The 14,272-nt window shown below is 68.4% G+C and carries 15 protein-coding genes; 6 read left to right on the plus strand and 9 right to left on the minus strand.

Annotation, left to right across the window (positions count from 1 at the left end):
• Window positions 1-48 precede the first annotated feature (48 nt).
• Complete coding sequence (locus ACJ8AT_RS02110) at window positions 49-426, plus strand: DoxX family membrane protein (protein WP_407735836.1); 378 nt, start codon at window positions 49-51, stop codon at window positions 424-426.
• Between the two features lie 290 nt (window positions 427-716).
• Entirely contained in the window at window positions 717-1,919 is a 1,203-nt protein-coding gene (locus ACJ8AT_RS02115) for a DUF2914 domain-containing protein (protein WP_407735837.1), read from the plus strand.
• A gap of 406 nt (window positions 1,920-2,325) precedes the next feature.
• Here the strand turns inward: ACJ8AT_RS02115 and tsaB are convergent, their stop codons facing one another.
• The 5 genes from tsaB to ACJ8AT_RS02140 all read right to left on the minus strand — a co-directional run bounded on the left by tsaB (window position 2,326) and on the right by ACJ8AT_RS02140 (window position 6,871).
• Window positions 2,326-3,060: a tRNA (adenosine(37)-N6)-threonylcarbamoyltransferase complex dimerization subunit type 1 TsaB gene (gene tsaB / locus ACJ8AT_RS02120; RefSeq protein ID WP_407735838.1), complete on the minus strand. Its 735-nt coding sequence runs from the start codon at window positions 3,058-3,060 to the stop codon at window positions 2,326-2,328.
• Between the two features lie 9 nt (window positions 3,061-3,069).
• Window positions 3,070-3,534: a septal ring lytic transglycosylase RlpA family protein gene (locus tag ACJ8AT_RS02125; protein WP_407735891.1), complete on the minus strand. Its 465-nt coding sequence runs from the start codon at window positions 3,532-3,534 to the stop codon at window positions 3,070-3,072.
• A 32-nt stretch (window positions 3,535-3,566) separates the two neighbouring features.
• The gene (rseP, locus tag ACJ8AT_RS02130; protein WP_407735839.1) at window positions 3,567-5,183 is read right to left on the minus strand and encodes an RIP metalloprotease RseP; all 1,617 of its coding nucleotides are present in this window, start codon (window positions 5,181-5,183) and stop codon (window positions 3,567-3,569) included.
• Window positions 5,184-5,258: 75 nt separating this feature from the next.
• A complete protein-coding gene (locus ACJ8AT_RS02135) occupies window positions 5,259-6,086 on the minus strand; it encodes a phosphatidate cytidylyltransferase (RefSeq protein WP_407735840.1) in 828 nt (275 codons plus the stop codon).
• Entirely contained in the window at window positions 6,083-6,871 is a 789-nt protein-coding gene (locus ACJ8AT_RS02140) for an isoprenyl transferase (RefSeq protein ID WP_407735841.1), read from the minus strand. Before ACJ8AT_RS02140 ends, ACJ8AT_RS02135 begins: the two co-directional genes overlap by 4 nt.
• A gap of 206 nt (window positions 6,872-7,077) precedes the next feature.
• Here ACJ8AT_RS02140 and ACJ8AT_RS02145 point away from each other — a divergent pair, with 206 nt between their 5' ends.
• Both ACJ8AT_RS02145 and ACJ8AT_RS02150 read left to right on the plus strand, forming a co-directional pair.
• Window positions 7,078-8,211, plus strand: a complete 1,134-nt coding sequence (locus tag ACJ8AT_RS02145) for a serine/threonine-protein kinase (protein WP_407735842.1) — start codon at window positions 7,078-7,080, stop codon at window positions 8,209-8,211.
• The gene (locus ACJ8AT_RS02150) at window positions 8,208-9,152 is read left to right on the plus strand and encodes an RluA family pseudouridine synthase (RefSeq protein WP_407735843.1); all 945 of its coding nucleotides are present in this window, start codon (window positions 8,208-8,210) and stop codon (window positions 9,150-9,152) included. The genes ACJ8AT_RS02145 and ACJ8AT_RS02150 overlap by 4 nt, the downstream gene beginning before the upstream one ends.
• On the opposite strand, the gene ACJ8AT_RS02155 is transcribed toward ACJ8AT_RS02150, so the two are convergent.
• Entirely contained in the window at window positions 9,133-9,546 is a 414-nt protein-coding gene (locus tag ACJ8AT_RS02155) for a secondary thiamine-phosphate synthase enzyme YjbQ (RefSeq protein ID WP_407735844.1), read from the minus strand. The genes ACJ8AT_RS02150 and ACJ8AT_RS02155 overlap by 20 nt on opposite strands.
• Before the next feature lie 42 nt (window positions 9,547-9,588).
• Here ACJ8AT_RS02155 and ACJ8AT_RS02160 point away from each other — a divergent pair, with 42 nt between their 5' ends.
• Window positions 9,589-10,788 carry a DNA polymerase IV gene (locus ACJ8AT_RS02160; RefSeq protein ID WP_407735845.1) on the plus strand — a complete coding sequence of 400 codons (1,200 nt, stop codon included), beginning with the start codon at window positions 9,589-9,591 and terminating at the stop codon, window positions 10,786-10,788.
• A gap of 15 nt (window positions 10,789-10,803) precedes the next feature.
• On the opposite strand, the gene ACJ8AT_RS02165 is transcribed toward ACJ8AT_RS02160, so the two are convergent.
• On the minus strand, window positions 10,804-11,106 hold the full coding sequence (locus ACJ8AT_RS02165) for a hypothetical protein (RefSeq protein WP_407735846.1): 303 nt from the start codon (window positions 11,104-11,106) through the stop codon (window positions 10,804-10,806).
• A gap of 37 nt (window positions 11,107-11,143) precedes the next feature.
• On the minus strand, window positions 11,144-11,944 hold the full coding sequence (locus tag ACJ8AT_RS02170; RefSeq protein WP_407735847.1) for a DUF6662 family protein: 801 nt from the start codon (window positions 11,942-11,944) through the stop codon (window positions 11,144-11,146).
• A 264-nt stretch (window positions 11,945-12,208) separates the two neighbouring features.
• Between ACJ8AT_RS02170 and ACJ8AT_RS02175 the strand changes: the two genes are divergently transcribed.
• Window positions 12,209-13,579 carry an alkaline phosphatase family protein gene (locus tag ACJ8AT_RS02175; protein WP_407735848.1) on the plus strand — a complete coding sequence of 457 codons (1,371 nt, stop codon included), beginning with the start codon at window positions 12,209-12,211 and terminating at the stop codon, window positions 13,577-13,579.
• 3 nt (window positions 13,580-13,582) lie between these two features.
• Here the strand turns inward: ACJ8AT_RS02175 and mtnC are convergent, their stop codons facing one another.
• Window positions 13,583-14,269, minus strand: a complete 687-nt coding sequence (mtnC, locus tag ACJ8AT_RS02180; protein WP_407735849.1) for an acireductone synthase — start codon at window positions 14,267-14,269, stop codon at window positions 13,583-13,585.
• Window positions 14,270-14,272 lie beyond the last annotated feature (3 nt).

A 14,272-nucleotide genomic window follows, 5' to 3' on the forward strand; every position in this document is an offset into this window, starting at 1 on the left:
TCCGAGCCCTCCCTCGCGTGAGCTCGGCGAAGCGGGCACTCGACTCTTATGAATACCGCCATCACTCTTGCTCGTGTGATCATGGGGCTTTGCTTCGTCATCATCGGGCTCAACTTCTGGGCCAAGTGGTTCCAGCTCAATATGCAGGGCGCGGCCAAGCGGTTCCTCGATGCGATGGAACAGAGCGGCTACATGCACGCCGTGAAGACCGTCGAGGTCAGCGGCGGCGTGATGATGTTGGTGGGGTACAACCTCCCGCTGGCGCTGCTGCTGCTGGGGCCGGTCATCGCCAACATCTTCCTGTTCCATGCCTGCCTCGACAGGAAGGGCCTGCCCCTGGCGACGCTGCTCGTCGTGCTCGAGGGGTTTCTGCTCTTCGTGTACCGCGCCGCCTTCATGGGTATCTTCCGGGGCATCGAGTCCTGAGGCGCCGTACTTCTGGCTGGCCCAGTTCAGCTTCCATCACGTGCTGCACTACCGAGGCGGACGCTACGGCACCTTCCGGTTCGTGCCGCCGGGCCCTCTGCGGTTCCTCGTCAAGGCCAGCCTGGGCAAGAGCCGAGTTCCCATCGTGAGCGATCATGACGCCCACCACGCCGAGCGGTTCTCGTGCTGGGCTGCCTGCCTGGGAACCGCCGCGAGCCGGGCCGAGCGGTGTCGGTATAGGTAGGGGCTCTCCCGGGGCTGCTGTCCTTGCGGCATACTCGCGAGCCATCGTGAGCTCCCCTGCCCATTCCGAGCCCCCCACCTCTTCCTCTTCTGAGTCCTCCCAGTCGCCCTCGCTGGTCGCGGTCTCCCCCCCGGCCCCGGCGCTCACCGAGAGCCAGAAGCTGTCCGTCTCCCAGCGGCTCCAGGTGCTGCGGACGCGCTACAGCCAGTTGGAGGCCGTCCTCTTCTTCGCGGCCGGCTTCACCTTCGACGCGGTGATGCTGGACCGGATCGACGACGAGCTGATGCTCTGGCAGCAGATCGTCTACCTGGGGGTGGCGGGGCTGGTGCTGGGGCTGACGTTCCGCCACGAGATGGCCGGCTGGCACCCGCCGGCCTGGGCGGCCAAGCCGTGGAAGTACTCCGAGCACCTGCTGCACTTCATGCTCGGCACGCTGCTCAACGCCTACACGCTGTTCTACTTCAAGGCGGCGAGCGGCCCGGTGGCGGTGCTCTTCCTGGTGCTCATCGGCTGCCTGCTGGCCATCAACGAGATGCCGCTGTTCCACAAGATGGGGCCGGTGGTGGTGATGGGGATCTTCAGCTACGCGCTCACCAGCTACTTCGGCTACCTCATCCCGGTGTTGGTGGGCTCCATCCGCGTGTGGATGTTCCTCACGGCGGTGTTCCTGGCGCTGCTGTGCATGGCGCCGCTGTTCTACTTCGTGGAGCGCTGGCGCGGGCGCAACGAGGCGATCCTCAAGGTGGGCGTGCCCGGCGGAGCGGTGCAGGGGTTCATGCTCGCGCTGTACTTCTTCCACGCCATCCCGCCGGTGCCGCTGGCGCTGGAGTCCATCGGCGTGTACCACAAGGTGGAGCACACGCGGGGTGGCCCCTGGCGCCTGTCCATGCTGGAGCCCAGCGGGCTGTTCCACCGGCACGGGGACACCGAGTTCCTGGCGCGCAAGGGAGACAAGATCCACGTCTTCGTGCGCATCTTCGCGCCGCGTGGCTTCCACGATCGCATCTTCATGCGCTGGTTCCGCCAGGATCCCGTCCGGGGCTGGGTGCAGACGGATCCCATCCAGCTGGCCATCGCGGACCGCGAGGAGCGCGGCTACCCGACCTTCTCCACCAAGGCCAACTACCAGGCGGGCAAGTGGCGGGTGGAGGTGCAGACCGAGGACGGGCGCACCGTGGGCGAGCAGATCTTCACGCTGGTGGACGATACGTCGACCACGCCGCGCGACTTCGTGGTGGAGGACGGGTAAGGCGCGGCGCTATGCCGCCACGTGCTCATCGCCGACAGAGCTACCGGGGCCATTGCTTGTCTTCCCTTCCTACCAGACTGCGCTGATTGCGGCTTGCCAGAAGATTGTCTCCAAGCCGAGAGCCACGGCTGGCCGCAGGGATTCTCAAGGCTTTGACACGCGCTGGCGCGTCGGCACTGAGTATTGCGCGTGGATCATGGCAGTCGATGCCGGAACCGTGTACGCCATCACCACGGATGGCCGTATTCTGCGGCGTCTCTCCGAAGACGACCCGGACTATCCCAATCCGCTGAGGCTCTCCTCGGACGCAGGGATCTCTTCTCCTGCCAGTCCCGATGGAGGCTCCCGCCTGGATGGAGGCGTCCAGGATGATGGAGGCGTCCTCACGCCTCCCGCTCCATGAGGCTCAATCGTCCTTCAGGCGAGCGGTAGGCGCGGGCCCGGGCAGCGGAGGGAATTTCGGGTTGCGCTCGGGCTCGCTGGGCCGGACGTAGTGAGGCTCCAGCGCGAAGACCGCTTCCATGGCCTGCGTGTCCGGGAAGCGCGCCAGCCGCGCCAGCTCCACCGCCGAGGGAAACACCGGCCCTGACAGCAATCGCGAGGGCGCCACTCCAGCGGCCTCCAGCGCCGCGCGGTAGTCGGTCAGCGCGGGCCCCAGCGCGAGCGCCTCGGGCTCTGCGGCCATCTTCGCCGCCACCTCCTCCGGAGACATCGCCGTCTCCGGCGCCAGTGCCTCCACGCTCCGCCCGCTGCGGCGGTACGCGCCCAGGTACAGGTCATCCTTGCGCGCCACCGCGAGGCAGAAGAGCGGCGGTCCGTCGGGCCCCTCCAGCGCTACCGCCGCCAGGGAGGACGCTCCCACCACCTTCAGCCGTGTCGCGTAGGCCAGCGCCTTCACCGTGGCCAGGCCAATCCGCAGGCCCGTGAAGGACCCAGGCCCCAGCCCCACCACCAACCCCTCCAGCTCCGCCAGCTTCGCCCCGTGCCGCGCGAGCAGCTCGCCCACCACGCCGGGCAGCACCTCGCTCTGCTTCTGCGGAGGACCGATCACCACGTGCTCCAGGGCACGCACGTCCTCCCCCGCCCGCTCCACCAGGGCGAGCGACAACGTCAGCGTGGAGGTGTCGAGCGCGAGAAACACGGCCCTCCTCTACCCCGGGAGCGCCTCGGGCGGCATGGAAAAGGACGTCACCGGCCCCTCGTCCTGGCACCGGTACAGCCGCACCCGCGCCAGCCCCTTCTCCAACATGTCCAGCTTGCGCGCCGCGGCCAGGGACACGTCGATGATGCGCTCCGCCTTGAAGGGGCCTCGATCGTTGACGCGCACCTCTACAGACTTGCCGTTCTCCATGTTCACCACTCGCAGACAGGAGCCGAACGGCACCGTCCGGTGCGCCGCCGTCAGGGCGTTCTGATCGAAGCGCTCGCCGCTCGCCGTCCTCCGTCCGTTCAGGCCCGGGCCGTAGTACGAGGCCAGCCCCTCGCCCAGGTAGGCGCGAGGGCCCTTCTCCGGCGCCTCGGGCCGAGCCCTGCCCACGGTGGGCGGCTCAGGCCGAGCGGCCGGGAGCGGCCGGGCCGCACGCGTGGTGCACCCCGCCAGCAGCCCCAATCCCATCGTCAGCGCCAACCACCGCCCCAACGCCACGCTCACCGGGTGATGTCGTTGAACATCGCCACCAGCATCAGCGCCACCAGCATCGCCAAGCCGATGACGTTGGCGACCTCGCGCACCCGGACCGGGATGGGACGGCGACGGACGCCCTCCCACCCCGCGGCCACCAGGTGGAAGCCGTCCAGGATGGGGATGGGCAGCAGGTTCACCACGCCCAGGTTGATGGAGATCACCGCCATCAGGTTGAGGAAGTAGTCCCAGCCCAGCTCCGCGCTCCGAGACGCCATCTGGTACATCATGATGGGGCCACCGATGGAGCTCACCGGCACCTTGCTGCCGATGCTCGCGATCGCCATCACCGTCTGGCCGATGATCTTCGGGACGATCTTCACCGCCTGCTTCAGCGCCTCGTCCCACGCCAGCTTCACCGTCACCTTCTCGGCCGGGGGCACCTCGCCCCGCGTGGGGAACCAGGGACGAATGCCCAGCGCCAGCTTCTCGGGCACGCCGCCCTCCTCCAGCTTGAGCGGCGTCTGGGACAGCTTCGCCTTGTGCTCGCCGTCCGTGCCGCGCCAGGTCAGCTCGAAGGGCTGCTTGTCCAGCCCGCTGAGCTTCACGTCCAGCGTGTGGAACGTGGTGAGCGTCTCGCCGTTGAACGCCACGAGCCGATCCCCTGCCTTGAGCCCCGCCTCCGCCGCCGCGCTGCCCGGCAGCACCTCGGCCAGGTAGAGATCGTCCGGCTCCGCGCCGATCGCCGCCAGCCCCTCCTTGTCGGGCTGCCTCTCCACCTGGAGCTTCAGCACCTCGGGGACTCGGAGCTCCACCCCGCCCGCCTCCACCGGCTTCAGCCGCTGCACCGCCAGCTCCAACGTGCCCTGGTGCTTCGCCAGCGCCTGGTAGAGCGAGCCCTCATCCGGCACCGGCGTGCCGTTGATGGCCAGGATGCGATCGAACGTCTTCAGCCCCGCCTTCTCCGCCGGAGAGCCGGGCGGCACGCCCATGATGGGGATCGGCGAGTTGGCCTCCACCATCATCCGGCCGCGCTCGATGGTCTCGAACGGCGTGGACTCCACGTACTTCAGCGGCGTGACGTTGGTGGTGAACTGACTGCCGTTGCGCTCCACGATGAGCGGGATGGGGCGCTCGAAGCGGCCGACGAACGCATCCGCCATCTCCTCGAAGGTGCGGACCTTCTCGCCCTCCACGGCGACGATCTTGTCACCGGGCCGCAGGCCCGCGGCCGCCGCGGGCGTCCCCGGAGCCACATAGCCCAGCCGCGTCGAGATGGCCTCGTGTGGCCCCCAGAAGACGAAGAAGTAGATCAGCACGGGGAAGATCAGGTTGAACGCCGGCCCCGCGAGGACGATCGCCATGCGCTTGAGCGGCGGCTGATTCAGGAAACCCCGGTGGGCGTCTTCCGGCGGCAGCTCCTCGCCGGGCACATCCCCCGCCATCTTCACGTAGCCGCCCAGCGGCAGCAGGGCGATCTGGTACTCCGTCTCGCCCTTGGTGAAGCCCAGCAGCTTGGGCCCGAACCCGAAGGAGAACTTGAGCACCTTCACCCCGCAGGCCTTCGCCACGAGGAAGTGACCCAGCTCGTGCACCGTCACCAGCACCCCGAGCAGGAGCGCGAAGAACCCGATACTCGCCATGGCGGCAAGACTAATCGCGCCCCGGTCCAGGGACAACGCACATCCGTCCACACTGCTCGGCCGAGCACACAGCCGCTACGTCAGCCACCCGCGGACGAACTGCACGTAGATGAACACCAGCGGCGCGTTGAACAGCAGCGCGTCAATGCGGTCCAGGATGCCGCCGTGCCCGGGAATCAGCTTGCCCGAGTCCTTCACCCCATACGCCCGCTTGAGCATGGACTCGCACAAGTCCCCAATGGGGCCGGCAATCCCGCCCACCACGCCCAGCACCACACAGTCCGCCGGGGTGAAGTGCGGGAAGAAGCCCGCCCGGGCGATGAACATGCCGCCCACCGAGCCCACCATGCCTCCGAAGAAGCCCTCCCACGTCTTGTTGGGGCTCACCTCCACGTACAGCTTGTGGCGGCCCAGGAAGCGGCCGGCGAAGTAGGCGGCGGTGTCGTTGCCCCAGGTGATGACGAGCGCGCAGATGACCCAGGAGAGGCCCTCGTCGCGGATGCGCAGCGCGGACACGGCCATGAGCCCCACGGCGCCGTACAGGTACCCCATCATCAGATGCGCCGAGCGCAGGGGCGCCTCGGGCAGCGGGCCTCGGATGAGGTGGTACGTCCACACGAAGAAGAACAGGCCCGCCGTGAGCCAGAAGGCCATCTCCCCCACGTGCTCCGCGTTGTGGAGCGGAAGCAGCGGGATGGCGCCCGACACCAGGATGCCCACCCATGCGGCCGGCGAGAGCTGCTTGAGGGTGATGGTGTAGTACTCGCTGGTGCACGCGGCGGCGGCCACCGCGAACAGGGCCGCGCTCCAGGCCCCTCCCTTCGCGATGAGGAAGAGGACCACTGGCAGCAGCACCAGCGCCGACACCACCCGGAGGACGAGGTTCTTGTTCTTCTCGTTCACGCCTTGGCCCGCTGGGTTTCCTCGAGCTGGATCTGCCCGGACGTCAACCCGAAGCGCCGCTCCCGCTGCTGGTAGTGCGCCAGACAGCGCAGGAACGCCTCGGTCCGGAAGTCCGGCCACTGCACATCCGCGAAGAACAGCTCCGCGTATGCCATCTGCCACAGCAGGAAGTTCGACACCCGGAACTCGCCGCTGGTGCGCACCACCAGATCCAACGGCGGCAGCCCGTGGGTCCACAGGTGGGACTCCATCTCCTTCTCGCCGATCTGCTCCGGCTTCAGCTCGCCGCGCGCCACCGCCTGGGCAATCTCCCGGGTCGCGTGGAGGATCTCCTCCTGGCCGCCGTACGAGAGAGCCAGCGTGAGCACCATGCCCTGGTTGTGGGACGAGGCCGCGCGCAGCTTCTCGAGCGGCTCGCGCACATAGCGCGGCAGCTTGTCCACCTCGCCGATAGCATTGAGGCGGATGCCGTTGTCGAGGATCTCCGAGTACTCGCTCTCGAGGAACTCGCGCAACAGCTCCATCAACCCGGCCACCTCGTCCGCGGGGCGCGCCCAGTTCTGCGAGGAGAAGGCATACAGCGTGAGCGCGGACACGCCCACACGGCGCGCGGTGCGCGCCACCTCACGTACACTGGCGGAACCCTCGCGGTGGCCCTCCAGCCGAGGCAGGCCGCGGATCTCCGCCCACCGGCCATTGCCGTCCATGATGATGCCCACATGGCGGGGCAAGGGCCGGGCCTTGACCTGTTGTTCTAGCGCGTTGATGGCAGAGGGGCGTTCCATGAAGCGTTGCACCTTAGAGGCCCCGCCCGGCGACGTCCACGGGAGTGTGGGCCAACGGTCGCCTGGTCACCGTGGCCGGTCGCCCGGTGGGGGTGGGCGGCGCACACCCACAAGCTGGCCCTTGGGACAGGTTGCCCAGCATGCACTGAATCACCCCCGAGCTTGTTTGACCCTGGAGCGACCTGCTCCGTAGGATCGGTTCATTCATGCCGCCCAAGTTGATAGGCCCCTACCGCGTGATGGAGACGCTCGGTAGCGGAGGTGTGGGGACCGTGTATCGGGCCCTGGACCGCCGCACGAATGATCCCGTGGCCCTCAAGCTGCTGTCCGCGGGTCCCGCGCTGGACACGCGAGCGGCACGGCGGCTCGCGCGCGAGTACGAGACGCTGGCGGATCTGGCCCACCCCAACGTGGTGAGGGTGTTCGACGTGGGCGTCTTCCAGGGCTACCCCTACCTGGTCATGGAGCTCATCGAAGGACTCACGCTGCGCAACTACCTGGATCTCCGAGGGGCGGAGCTGCTCTCTCCCTCGGGCTCCTTCTCCTCGCCGCGAGCGCGCGCCCTGCCGGACGACTCGGAGTCCTGGGGCGATAACGAGGAGGACTCGGATGACGAGGGCGGTGCGCTGCCCTTCAACCTGGCGGCCTTCTCCGAGGAGGAGCCGAGCGAGGTGGGGTTCGAGGCGGGGCCCGCGTCGGTCCGCGCGCTGGCGGACGCGGCGGATGAGCCGGACACAGGGGACCCAGAGGACTTCGATGCGGGCTACGAGGTGCCGGATCCGAAGGTTCAGCTGGTCGAGCGCCGCATCCAGGAAGCGCGCACGGAGGACCTCAACCGGCCCGAGCGCATGGGCCGCTTGAAGGACGCGATGCTCCAGGTCTGTGAGGCCCTGGCGTACATCCATGGCCACGGGCTGGTGCACCGGGATCTCAAGCCGTCCAACATCATGGTGGATGAGGACCGGCAGGTGCGGCTGATGGACTTCGGGCTGGCGAAGTTCCTGGCGGATGACGCGGGCCTCACGGCGGATGGGCGCATGGTGGGCACGTTCCGGTACATGTCTCCGGAGCAGATCCTGGGCGAGCCGCTGGACGCGCGAGCCGACCTCTACAGCCTGGGAGTCATCCTCTACGAGCTGATGACGGGCCGGCCACCGTTCGACGCGAAGACGCCGGGCTCGCTATGGCAGCAGGTGCTGGAGGTGGAGCCTGCCCCCATCCTGGGCATCAACCTGAAGGGAGATCCCCAGCTGGCGCGCGTGGCGCACAAGCTGCTGCGCAAGGAGCCGGACGATCGATTCCAGACGGCCGAAGAGGTCTACGAGGCCCTCGCCGAGTGAGCGCGGAGAAGGTGCATACGCTCTTGGTGGACGCCGCGAAGGCGGGTCAGCGGGTGGACCTCTTCGTGGGCGAGGCGCTGGGCCTGTCGCGGGCGAAGCTCAAGCGGCTGTTCGAGGAGGGCGCCGTCAAGGTGAACGGGCGCCCCGCGAAGAAGGGCCTGCTGGTGACGGGCGGCCAGAGCATCACCGTGGAGTACGAGGAAGAGACTCGCGAGGCCGTGCCGGACGAGGGCTTCCCGCTGAGGGTGCTGTACGAGGACTCGGCGCTGGTGGCCGTGGACAAGCCGGCGGGCCGGCCTTCGCATCCGCTGCGGCCCGGAGAGACGGGCACGGTGGCCAATGCGCTCGTGGCCCGGTATCCCGAGTGCGCCAGCGCCTCCGAGGACTCGCGCGAGGGCGGGCTGTGCCACCGGCTGGACATCGAGACCTCCGGGGTGCTGGTCGCGGCGCGCACGCGCGAGGCGTGGCAGGCGATGCGCTCGGCCTTTGGCGGCCGAGGCGTGGACAAGCGCTACCTGGCGCTGGTGACGGGTCCGCTGGCCGAGGAGGGAGAGATTGAAGTGCCCCTGCGCCACCACCCGCGCCACCCGGATCGCGTGGAGCCGGCGATGCCAGGAGAGGAAGGGGCGCGCGAGGCGCACTCGTTGTTTCAGGTGCTGGGGCGCTCGGGCGAGTACAGCCTGGTGGAGGTGCGGATCCTCACGGGCGTGCTGCACCAGGTGCGCGCGCACATGGCGGGCGTGGGGGCGCCGCTGGTGGGAGACATGCTCTACGGCGGGCGGGAGGAGCCTGGGCTCTCGCGCTTCTTCCTGCATGCGCAGTCGCTCGAGTTCACCCACCCGGTGACGGGCAAGAAGGTGCGCGTGGAGAGCCCGGTGCCCGCCGAGCTCACCGAGGTGATCCAGAAGCACGGCCTGTCGCTTACTCGCCCATCACCTTGACGATGACGCGCTTGCGGCGCTGCCCGTCGAACTCGGCGTAGAACACCTGCTGCCAGGGCCCCAGGTCCATCTTCGCCGCGGTGACGGGGATGATGACCTGGTGGTGGATGAGCAGGGACTTGAGGTGGGCGTCCCCGTTGTCCTCGCCCGTGCGGTGGTGGCGGTAGTCCGGCCCGTGGGGCGCGAGCTTCTGGAGCCACTCCCAGATGTCCTCATGGAGCCCGGACTCGTCGTCATTGACGAAGACGCCCGCGGTGATGTGCATGGCGGACACCAGCACCATGCCCTCTTGGATGCCGCTCTTGCGCACCAGGCCGGCGACCGTGTCCGTGAGCCGCACCAGCTCCCGCCGCTCCTTCGTCTCGAACCAGAGGTATTCGGTGAGGGTCTTCATTCCCAGTCCCCGTCAGCAAGGTTCGCTACAGTGACGGCCGCCATGCGCGCCATCATCCACGTCGACATGGATGCGTTCTACGCGTCCGTCGAGCAGCGGGACAACCCGTCCTTGCGAGGCAAGCCGGTGATCGTCGGCGGGCATGCACAGCGCGGCGTGGTGGTCGCCGCCTCCTACGAGGTGCGTCCCTTCGGTGTGCGCAGCGCCATGCCCATGGCCCGAGCGATGAAGATGGCGCCGCAAGCCATCGTCGTCCCGCCCCGCTTCTCCGCCTACGCGGAGGCCAGCGAGCAGGTGTTCTCCATCTTCGAGCGCTACACCCCGCTGATCGAACCGCTCTCGCTGGACGAGGCCTTCCTGGATGTCACGGCCTCGGTGGGCCTGTTCGGCGCGCCCGCGGACATCGCCCGCCGCATCCGCAAGGAGATCGCCGCCGAGCTGAGCCTCCCGGCCTCGGCGGGGCTCGCCTCGGTGAAGTTCGTGGCCAAGATCGCCTCGGATCTGGCCAAGCCCAACGGCCAGCGAGAGGTGCCCGCCGACCAGACGGTGGCCTTTCTGGCGAAGCTGCCCGTGTCTCGCCTGTGGGGCGTGGGGCCGAAGACCGAGGAGGAGCTGACACGCGCCGGGCTGAAGACCATCGGCGACGTGGCGGCGCGGGACGTGACGTGGCTGGAGCAGCGCCTGGGCTCGCAGGGGCGTCACCTCTGGGAGCTGTCCCAAGGCATCGATCCTCGCGAGGTGGTTCCGGACCGCGCCGCCAAGAGCGTGGGCGCGGAGGACACCTTCGAGGAGGATCTGAGAGGCGTGGACCTGCTGCGCCCCCACGTGCACTCGCAGGCGCTGCGCGTGGGCCGGCGGCTGCGCAAGGCGGGCGTGCGCGGCCGAGTCGTTCAGCTCAAGGTGAAGTTCGCGGACTTCATCACCATCACCCGGCGCACCACCCTCTCCTCTCCGACCGACGACGGACAGACGATCTACCGGGCCGCGCTCGAGCTGCTGGAGCGCGCGCACGAGGGCAAGCCGGTGCGGCTCACGGGAGTGTCCGTGCAGTCGCTCGGAGAGCAGGAGCCGCCACAGCAGCTCGGGCTCTTCTCCGCGCCGGCCGCTCCCCCACCGCGCAGCGCGAAGCTCAACGCCGCGCTGGATCGCATCACCGAGCGCTTCGGCTCCAAGGCCATCACCACCGCGGATCTCGCGAAGCGCGGTGATGAAGAAGACGACGATCCCCGGGGACGGGACTGAGCCGCGCCCCGGCGCTCAGGGGGAGGAGAGCGCCACGAGGTAACGCTCGATCAGGAGGCGATCCTCGGGAGTGAGCTTGGCGCGCTCGGCCATCTTGCCCACCAACCTGGGCCACTCCTGGGGCTGCTTCGCCGTGGGCACCACGAGGTTGTGGCACCCCGAGCAGCGCTGGACATAGCGGTCTCGCCCCGCCTCCAGGCTCTCCAGCGTGACGTCCGGCTGGCTGCGCGCGGCACGAGCCGCCACCTCGGCCGTGGGGTGGGGAAGGCCTCCGGCACATCCCACCAGCAGGAGCAGCAGCACACAGAGGCGCTTCATGGGAACACTCCGGGAGGGCAGGGAGACCCCGCGAACCCTACAAGTGGAAGGAGAAGAGGAGCCGGGCATTGAACTTCTCGTGCTCGGTGAGCACCAGCGTGCCTCCGCCCTCGGTGCGCTTCAGGGCCGGCAGCTGGGGCAGCACGGTGAGGCTCACCCACCAGTTGTCCGACGCATAGGAGACGACGGGCCCGGCGTGCAGCGCGGAGAACTCCCACGACTCATACTCGGGGAAGAGGTTGGTGTTGCGCACCTCCACGCCCAGCGAGAAGTGCGGAGTGAAGAAGTAGCTCGCCCCTCCCACCAGCTCCAAGGCGAGCTCCGGCTCGGTCTCCTCGGCTTCGAACTCGACCCCGTTCTCCAGCACGAGGTTGGCCGCGAGCAGCACGGGCCCGATGCGCTTGTCCAGGATGAGCTTGGCCTCCAGCTCGAGCTCATCAGGCTTCAGCCCCAGCTCTCCGTAGAGGGCCAGACCGAAGGCATCGGCCACCGGATCCATGAGCTTGTACTTCCACTCGTTGGAGACGCCGTCGAAGTTCGTGGAGGACTGAAGCTCCCCGCCCACGCGCTGGGTGACGGAGTTGAGGTTGAGGTAGAGCGAAGTCTGAAGCCGCTCGGTGAGCCCCACCTCGAACTCCACGCGCTCGTCGAAGCCCGTGTAGTACCCATCGCGTCCCAGCCGGGCCGTGGTCCACACCTCCACCTCGCGCCCGCCGGGAGGCAGCACCGCGGTCTCATACGTGTAGGTGAAGTGCCGCTCGTTGGCGGAGGCGGTGAAGGGAAGGACGGTGAGGCTCGCGAGGGCAAGCGCGAGGTGCAGGCGGCGAGAGCGATCCATGGGTGAGTCCTTCTCCAGTCAGGCGACGCGAGGCGGTGCACGGAGGCCTCCCCGTTCGCGAATCGTGGAGCCCTGATTAGTTGCAAGTGATTCGCAAAGTCAAGGTCACCTCACAAGAAGTCTTGGCGCGCAGACTCCGGGTACGTGGCGCCCCGGAGCGCGCACATTCCCGGTGCTGTCCACTGGTGGGCCTGGTGCGACAGCCCCCGGACTTGCGGAGCCTCACCTCCCCTCCCACCTTGGGGAGTCTGAAGGGGGCGGAACATGGGATGCGGGAGCGGGTGGCGGCGGTGGGCGCTCCGAGGGGGAGCCTTCGCGCTGTGGGTGGCGGTGGGGGGGATGGCCTGTGGCCGTGCGGAGCCCGAAGCGGAGCTCACGAGCCTGCAGCAGGAGGTGAAGTCCGGTCCAGCGCAGGCCGATCCCACGCAGCAGATCCAGCACGTGGTGGTGGTGATGATGGAGAACCGCTCCTTCGATCACCTCGTGGGCTGGACGCCGGGAGCGGATGGGCGGCAGGCCGGGCTCACGTATCCGGATCGCTCGGGCGTGCCTCGGCCCACGTACCCGCTGGCGCCGGACTATCAGGGGTGTGGCCACCCGGATCCGGATCACTCGTACGAGGGAGGGCGTGTCGAATACGACGGCGGCGCGTGCGATGGCTGGCTCCGCGCGGGGGCCAATGATGAGTTCTCCATCGGCTACTACCAGCAGAAGGACCTGCCATTCCTCGGGCAGGCGGTGCCTCGGTGGACGACGTTCGATCGCTACTTCTCGGCGATCATGTCGGAGACGTATCCGAATCGCATCTACCAGCACGCAGCGCAGACCGACCGGTTGACCAACACGCTCGACATCTCCACGCTCCCGACGATCTGGGATCGCCTCGCGGAGAAGGGCATCACCGGGCGCTACTACTACACCGACGTGCCCTTCCTCGCGCTCTGGGGAACGAAGTACCTGCCGATCAGCCGTCCCGTGTCCGCGTTCCTCGTGGACGCCGCCACCGGCCATCTGCCGCAGGTGGCCTACGTGGATCCCCGCTTCCTCGGCGAGGAGCAGGGAATCTCCGGCGATGATCACCCCCATGGGGACATCCGCAACGGCGAGGCGTTCCTGAACCTCATCTACACCGCGGTGACGCTGAGCCCGGAGTGGAAGCACACGGTGCTCATCATCAACTTCGACGAGTGGGGCGGCTTCTATGATCACGTGCCTCCGCCCACGGCGCCCATTCCTCCCGCGGATCAGGCCGCGGGCAACGAGGACGGACGGCTGGGCTTCCGCACCCCGGCGCTCCTCATCGCGCCCTGGGCTCCTCGCGGGGTTGTCTCGCACGAGCAGTTCGATCACACCTCCGTGCTGCGGCTGATCGAGTCACGCTGGGGGCTGCAGCCGCTCACCGTGCGCGATGCGACGGCGAACAACCTCGTGGATGCGCTCGACTTCACGCAGCAGCCGAAGCGCGGCCCGCTGTTCTTCGTGCCGCCTGGGCCCTATGGCCTCCCCTGCGCGGTGAGCCCGGTCCCACCGGACAATGATCTCGAGGAGCTCGAGAACCTCGCGCGGCAGTACGGCTGGCCGGTGTACCGCTCGGGGTGGCCCGTCAGCGTTCCCGCGGCGGGCTCGGAGAAGTAGCTCTCACGCGGATTCCGGGCGGACTTCGTCAAAGCTCCGAGCCACGGGGTGAGGGCCCGGCTCCACCGGAGTGCCCTCGCCTCGGATGAGACACCACGTCCGCAGGCCCGCGGCCCGAGCCGCATCCAGCTCTTCCCTCACATCCGAGAGGAAGAGGACCTCCTCGGCCGGAAGCCCCAGCTCCCGGACGATGGCGGCATAGGAGGTGGACTCCTTCTTGCCGCCGACGCGCGTGTCGAAGTAGCCGCTGAACAGCGGGGTGAGATCGCCAAACGGCGTGTGCCCGAAGATCAACCGCTGGGCGTGCTCCGAGCCCGAGGAGTAGACATAGAGGCGCAGCCCTTGCGCGTGCCACTCGCGCAGCCGCCGTGCGGCATCCTCGTAGACATGGCCCTGGAAGGCGCCCTCGCGATAGCCCTCCTCCCAGATGAGCCCCTGCAATCCCTTGAGCGGCGCGAGCTTCTGGTCCGTCTCGATCCACCTCAGCAGCGTGCCCACCAGCCACTCATCATCCAGATCCCCGCCCGCCACCTTGCGCGCCTCATCGAGCAGTCGGCGCACCTCCGGCCGGTGGCCTTGGGCGCGCACGAACCCCGCCAGGTGCCGCGCGGAGTAGGGAAACAGCACGTCCTTCACGAATGACAGGCTCGAGGTGGTGCCCTCGATATCCGTGACGATGGCTCGAACCATGGG

The sequence above is a fragment of the Hyalangium sp. genome (genome assembly GCF_045802625.1).
Classification (GTDB): Bacteria; Myxococcota; Myxococcia; order Myxococcales; family Myxococcaceae; genus Hyalangium.